General features: G+C 71.0%; 8 protein-coding genes and 1 tRNA gene. 6 read left to right on the top strand and 3 right to left on the bottom strand.

Annotated features, from left to right (window positions below):
* The coding region (locus AOK22_RS32190) for a DEAD/DEAH box helicase (protein WP_055702246.1) at window positions 1-1923 on the top strand (1923 nt) is incomplete at its 5' end.
* 153 nt (window positions 1924-2076) lie between these two features.
* Window positions 2077-2149 (top strand) — tRNA-Lys (locus AOK22_RS32185).
* Window positions 2150-2193: 44 nt separating this feature from the next.
* Here the strand turns inward: AOK22_RS32185 and AOK22_RS43785 are convergent.
* The 3 genes from AOK22_RS43785 to AOK22_RS41625 are packed head-to-tail and all read right to left on the bottom strand — an operon-like array spanning window position 2194 to window position 2671.
* Entirely contained in the window at window positions 2194-2328 is a 135-nt protein-coding gene (locus AOK22_RS43785; RefSeq protein WP_279617100.1) for a hypothetical protein, read from the bottom strand.
* Window positions 2325-2501, bottom strand: a complete 177-nt coding sequence (locus AOK22_RS32180; RefSeq protein ID WP_157872338.1) for a hypothetical protein — start codon at window positions 2499-2501, stop codon at window positions 2325-2327. The genes AOK22_RS43785 and AOK22_RS32180 overlap by 4 nt, the downstream gene beginning before the upstream one ends.
* An 11-nt stretch (window positions 2502-2512) precedes the next feature.
* Window positions 2513-2671, bottom strand: coding sequence for a hypothetical protein (locus AOK22_RS41625; protein ID WP_157872337.1), 159 nt, complete (start codon window positions 2669-2671; stop codon window positions 2513-2515).
* Between the two features lie 590 nt (window positions 2672-3261).
* Between AOK22_RS41625 and AOK22_RS32170 the strand changes: the two genes are divergently transcribed.
* The 4 genes from AOK22_RS32170 to AOK22_RS32155 all read left to right on the top strand — a co-directional run.
* Window positions 3262-3522, top strand: coding sequence for a hypothetical protein (locus AOK22_RS32170; protein ID WP_055702243.1), 261 nt, complete (start codon window positions 3262-3264; stop codon window positions 3520-3522).
* A complete protein-coding gene (locus tag AOK22_RS32165) occupies window positions 3494-4021 on the top strand; it encodes a DUF6879 family protein (RefSeq protein WP_055702242.1) in 528 nt (175 codons plus the stop codon). The genes AOK22_RS32170 and AOK22_RS32165 overlap by 29 nt, the downstream gene beginning before the upstream one ends.
* A 24-nt stretch (window positions 4022-4045) precedes the next feature.
* Window positions 4046-4897: a helix-turn-helix domain-containing protein gene (locus tag AOK22_RS32160; protein WP_055702241.1), complete on the top strand. Its 852-nt coding sequence runs from the start codon at window positions 4046-4048 to the stop codon at window positions 4895-4897.
* A partial coding sequence (locus AOK22_RS32155) for an MFS transporter (protein ID WP_244165195.1) occupies window positions 4881-5889 on the top strand: 1009 nt, incomplete at its 3' end. The genes AOK22_RS32160 and AOK22_RS32155, both read left to right, overlap by 17 nt.

The raw sequence follows: 5889 nt of genomic DNA, 5'->3' as shown, positions 1-5889 counted from the left end.
GGCCGCACCGGCTCCGGCAAGACCCTCTCCTTCGGTCTGCCGACGCTGGCGCGTCTCGCCGACGGCCACACCGAGAAGAAGAAGCCCCGCGCGGTCATCCTGACCCCGACCCGCGAGCTGGCGATGCAGGTCGCCGACGCCCTCCAGCCCTACGGCGACGTCCTCGGCCTCAAGATGAAGGTCGTCTGCGGCGGTACGTCGATGGGCAACCAGATCTACGCCCTGGAGCGCGGCGTCGACATCCTCGTCGCCACCCCGGGCCGGCTGCGCGACATCATCAACCGCGGCGCCTGCTCCCTGGAGAACGTCGAGGTCGCCGTCCTCGACGAGGCCGACCAGATGTCCGACCTGGGCTTCCTGCCCGAGGTCACCGAGCTGCTCGACCAGGTCCCGGCCGGCGGCCAGCGCATGCTGTTCTCGGCCACGATGGAGAACGAGATCTCCACGCTGGTCAAGCGCTACCTGGACAACCCGGTGACGCACGAGGTCGACGCCGCCCAGGGCGCCGTCACGACCATGACGCACCACATCCTGATCGTGAAGCCCCGCGACAAGGCGCCCGTCACGGCCGCCATCGCCGCGCGCAAGGGCCGCACCATCATCTTCGTCCGCACCCAGCTGGGCGCCGACCGCATCGCCGAGCAGCTGCGCGACGCCGGTGTGAAGGCCGACGCGCTGCACGGCGGCATGACGCAGGGCGCCCGTACGCGGACGCTGGCGGACTTCAAGGACGGCTACGTCAACGCGCTCGTCGCCACCGACGTCGCCGCCCGCGGCATCCACGTCGACGGCATCGACCTGGTCCTGAACGTGGACCCGGCCGGCGACCACAAGGACTACCTGCACCGCTCCGGCCGCACCGCCCGCGCGGGCCGCTCCGGCACGGTCGTCTCGCTGTCCCTGCCGCACCAGCGCCGCCAGATCTTCCGTCTCATGGAGGACGCCGGCGTCGACGCCACCCGCCACATCATCAACGGCGGCGGCACCTTCGACCCGGAGGTCGCCGAGATCACCGGCGCCCGCTCCATGACCGAGGTCCAGGCCGACTCCGCGGGCAACGCGGCGACGCAGGCCGAGCGCGAGGTCCGCGAGCTCACCAAGGAGCTGGAGCGCGCCACGCGCCGCGCCGCCGAGCTGCGCGAGGAGGCCGACCGCCTCACCGCACGTGCCGCCCGCGAGCGCGGTGACGACCCGGAGACCGCCGTCGCCGAGGCCACCGCCGCCGCCGAGGCGGTCGTCGAGGCCGCCGCGTCGGCGCCGGAGCAGCCGGTGGCCGAGCGCGACGAGCGTCCGGTCCGCGAGGAGCGTTCCTCCTCGTACGACCGCCGTCCGCAGCGCGACGAGCGCGGCAACTACGAGCGCGACCGTCGCGGCGACCGCGGTGGCTTCAACCGCGACGACCGTCGTGACGACCGTGGCGGCCGTTCGTTCGAGCGCCGTGACGACCGTGGCGGCTTCCGTCGTGACGACAACCGTGGTGGCGGCTTCAGCCGTGACCGTCGTGACGACCGTGGTGGCCGTTCGTTCGAGCGTCGTGACGACAACCGCGGTGGCGGCTTCAACCGCGACCGCCGTGACGACCGCGGTGGCTTCCGTCGTGACGACAACCGTGGCGGTGGCTTCAGCCGTGACCGTCGTGACGACCGTGGTGGCCGTTCGTTCGAGCGTCGTGACGACAACCGCGGTGGCGGCTTCAACCGCGACCGCCGTGACGACCGTGGCGGCTTCCGTCGCGACGACCGCCCCTCCGGCGGTCACCGCGGCAGCGACCGTCCGTTCAACCGTGACCGCCGCGACGACCGCCCCGCCGGCGGCCACCGCGCCGGCGGCCACGACCGCCCGTCGTACAACCGCCGCGACGACCGTTCCGGCAGCTCCTTCGGCCGCCGCGACGACAAGCCGCGCTGGAAGCGCAACGGCTGACGCGTAGCCAGTTGGGGCTACCGGCCCGAACAGGACGAAGGGCCCGTACGACGCACCTGTCGTACGGGCCCTTCGCCGTCTGCCGGACGCCCGACGGCGATACCCGATCGGATGCCGGGGCCGCTCCCGCTATGCTCGGGGGTGCACCGACGAGGACCGTTAGCTCAATTGGCAGAGCAGTGGACTTTTAATCCATTGGTTGTGGGTTCGAGTCCCACACGGTCTACGAAGAAAGCCCAGCTCGGGCGATACCCGAGCTGGGCTTTCGTGTCACTCCGGGCCCCGTCGATGCCGAGCGAGGTCGCGTCCGAGTTCCTCGGCCCGCTCGCCGTCGCGGATGGTGCGGGAGCAGTCGATGCACCGCTCGGGGGACTGGAACGGCGCGGTCTGGAGCGGCTCGGTCATGACGCCTCACCCCCAGGCATGCCGTGTGCGGCGGCCGAGCGCAGGGCGCGCCAGGCGCGCGCCAGGCGCCGCTCGTCCTCGCACTCCTCGCTCGCCCGGCAGTGGCCACATCCCTCGGTGTGCGAGAGGAGAAGCCGGTACGCCTCGCCCGCCCGCTGCTCCTCGGCGGTCATCGCGCCCGCGATCACTGCTCGGTCCCGCTCAGGACGGCACTGCCGGCGGTGACGAGGCCCTCGACGGCCGAGGGCTCGCACAGGTCGCCCTCGAAACGGGGCAGCACCACCCAGTAGGGACCGGGAAGTGCAGTGCGGGCGAGCGTGGGGACGCCGAGGTAGTTGTTCACTCCGAGGCGGGGGGGCGATGTCCTGATGCCGCCACTGGACCCGTGCGACCGGCCGCATGAGGGCGTAGTAGATGCCACCCATGGTCCGGCTGTCGTGGATCACGGGGCCGCGGAGGAAACGTTCCAGGAGCACGGCCGTCTCGCCAGGCTCAGTGGAGCCCACGGCGGCGTGGACGAGGGCATCAGGCAGGCGGACCGCGTCAAACTTCTTGCCCAGCGGCAGCAGGGCGACGCCGTCTCCGTGCCACTCGCGCCGTGCTTGCTCGGGTGCGTCCAGGGTGCGCGCGAACCAGTCGGTGACGGCGCTCACGAGCGCCCGGGATGCGCCGCTTCCTGTCGTTGGCAGGTGTCCCGTACTGTCGGCCATGTCGACTCCTCGTAGTCCGCCACGCCCTGGGGCCGTTCACCCGGTCGCCAAGGCTTGCTGCGTCTACCGACGCTAGGAGCGTGACGTGCGCCACTGCCAGCGATGTGCAGATCTGTGCAGCAAGGACCTGCTTCCGGGGGAACTCCACCCTTGGCTCTTGACCGGTCACGCCTGCTGCGTGACTGTGGCGCACAGAACTGCACAGCGATAGAAGGAGGCTGACATGGCATTAACCTTCATCGGGATCGACCCCGACACGAAGACCGCTGACTCACCGACCGTGTGGGTCGACCACGACGCGCAGGAGCTGGTCTTCCAGGGGTGGGAGCCAGGTCCGGAAATGGCCGCCGAGGCCGCCGCGTTCGAAGTGCCGGGGCACGCGGTCGGCGTGCCGGAGGGCGAGGCTGTCGTCCGTATCCCTGCCCGGATGGTGGGCATGATCAGGGAGGCCTGCGATGCCATCGAGCGCGCCGACCATCGCTGACCTCTTCGCTGGGGCCTCGCGATCCGCTGTGCACCTGGAGATGCGGGATCACTACGGAGTAGCCGCTGAAGCGGACGACTTCAGGGAGTGGCTGGACACCGGCCATCTCGACACCGACCCCACTTCCCCGAACTGGGCCCCGTGGGTCTCGCTCGTCTCGCAGGCTGTTGCCCGCGGTGTCACCGTCCGGCGAGCCCGCATCGTCTCCGAGCCGGTGACCGACTACATCCGCTACGAGCACACGTCCACGAGCGTGAACCTGCACGCGGGCGAGGACGTGCGATGGCTGCCCCGGCGCGCAGCCTCCGACATCGCCCTGCCGGGGAACGACTTCTGGCTGTTCGACGGGCAGGTCATCAGGTGGGGCTTCTTCTCCGGTGACGGGGCCTCGACCGGGCACGAGATCTCCACCGACCAAGCGGCGGCGCGCTTGTGCGCCGAGGCATTCGAAACCGTGTGGACACGCGCCACCCCGCACGACCAATACAAGATCCACTGATCAGAAAGTGCTGACACTCAGCCCATGCCCGTCTCGCCGTCTTCCTCCGCCCAGGCCGCGCGTGAAGCAGTCGCGCACCGCTTGCGCGACCTCCGCAAGGAAGCCGGCCTGACGGTCGTGCAGCTGGCTACAGCGTGCGGCTGGCACCATGCCAAGACGTCCCGCATCGAGAACGCCCGCACCGGGCCCACCGCCACTGACATCCGCCGCTGGTGCGCCGCGGTCCACGCGACCGACCAGGCGAACGACCTCGTCGTGCAGTCCATCAACGCCGAGTCGATGTACCGGCAGTGGCGCGAGCAAGCCCGCGCCGGACTCCGTCACTTGCAGGAGAGTCGGGTTCAGGCCTTCCGGGAAACGGAGTCCTTCCGGCTGTACTCGTCCAGCATCGTCCCCGGCCTCCTGCAGACAGAGGGGTACGCACTCGCGGTCCTAGGAATCGCTGCGGCTGTTCATGATCTACCAGCCGACGACAGCGCGGAGGCTGCCCGTGCGCGTGTCGAACGCTCCCGGATCATCCAGGAGCAGGGCCACATCTTCGTCGTGGTCATCGAGGAACCGGTCCTGCACTACCGGGTCGCCGACCGCGAAGCGATGGCGGCACAGCTCGGGTTCCTCCTCACCGTCGGGGCACTGCCCGCGGTATCCCTCGGCATCATCCCTACGTCGGCCCGCCGAACGCGCTGGCCGGAGGAGACCTTTCACATCTACGACGACATCCGTGTGTCTGTCGAGCTGGTCACTGCCGAGGTCAACGTCACCCAGCCGTCCGAAGTTGCTCTCTATGCTGCAGCGTTCGAGCAGCTCCGCGGCATGGCGGTGTACGGAGGTGAGGCCCGCGAGCTGATCGTGCGTGCCATTGAAGCTCTGCACTGAGGCCAGCCTGCGCACGACGAAGGGCCCCTCCCGCCCGAAGGCGGAAGGGGCCTGCGTCACGCGAACTGGCGGCGGGACGGGTCGAGCGCTGCGGGCTCGGTTCGGGGTCGGGGGCGGGCGCGCCGTCCCGGCGGCAGACGAGCGCGTCAGGATCGCCAGGAGGCGGCTGCAGGCTGAACCCGTCGGGGCAGCTCGGCCCGGGGCGGCCGTCCACACCGCCCTCGCCCTGGCCGCCTTCGGCATCTGGGAGCTCCGCACGGACGCGCCGACGGTGCCGCTCGCGCTCTTCCGCGACCGTGTCTTCAGCGGCGCCAGCTTCTCGCTCGTCCTGCTCACCTTCGCCAACGGCGGCCTGATGCTCGTCCTGACGCAGTACCTGCAGTTCGTCCTCGGCTACTCGCCCGCCAAGACCGGCATCGCCTTCGCCCCGATGGCCGTCGCCACGCTCGTCTTCAACGGCGCCGGCGCCACCCTCGGCAACAGGATCGGCAACCGCCCCATGATCGCCGTCGGCCTGACCGTCATCGCCGCCGGGTTCGGCACGCTCGCCTCGCTCTCCTCCGACGCCGGGTTCGGCATGGTCTCCGCGGCCATGGTCCTGATCGGCATCGGCGGCGGTCTGGCGATGCCCGCGGCGACGTCCGCCCTGATGAGCGCGGTGCCCGCCGAGCACGCCGGGGTCGGCTCCGCCCTCAACGACACCGTCCAGCAGGCCGGCGCGGCCCTCGGCGTCGCCGTCCTCGGCACGGTCCTCTCCGGCACCTACACCGGCGCGATGCCCGACTCCGCCCCGGCGCGGGCGAGTCACTCGGTCTCCGACGCCCTCGCCCTGGCCGCCTCCTCCGGCGACACCGCCCTGGCCACGGCGGCCCGTGAGGCCTTCACCGAGGCCATGTCCGCCACCTTCTGGGCCGGCGCCGCGGGCGTCCTGGCCGCGGCGGCCCTGGCGATCATCCTCATCCGCGACCCCAAGACCCCCGCCTCCACGACTC

The organism is Streptomyces silaceus (assembly GCF_001419745.1).
GTDB lineage: Bacteria > Actinomycetota > Actinomycetes > Streptomycetales > Streptomycetaceae > Streptomyces > Streptomyces silaceus.
The sequence above is the reverse complement of the archived record's forward strand: the minus strand, read 5'-3'. Positions and strand labels throughout refer to the sequence as shown.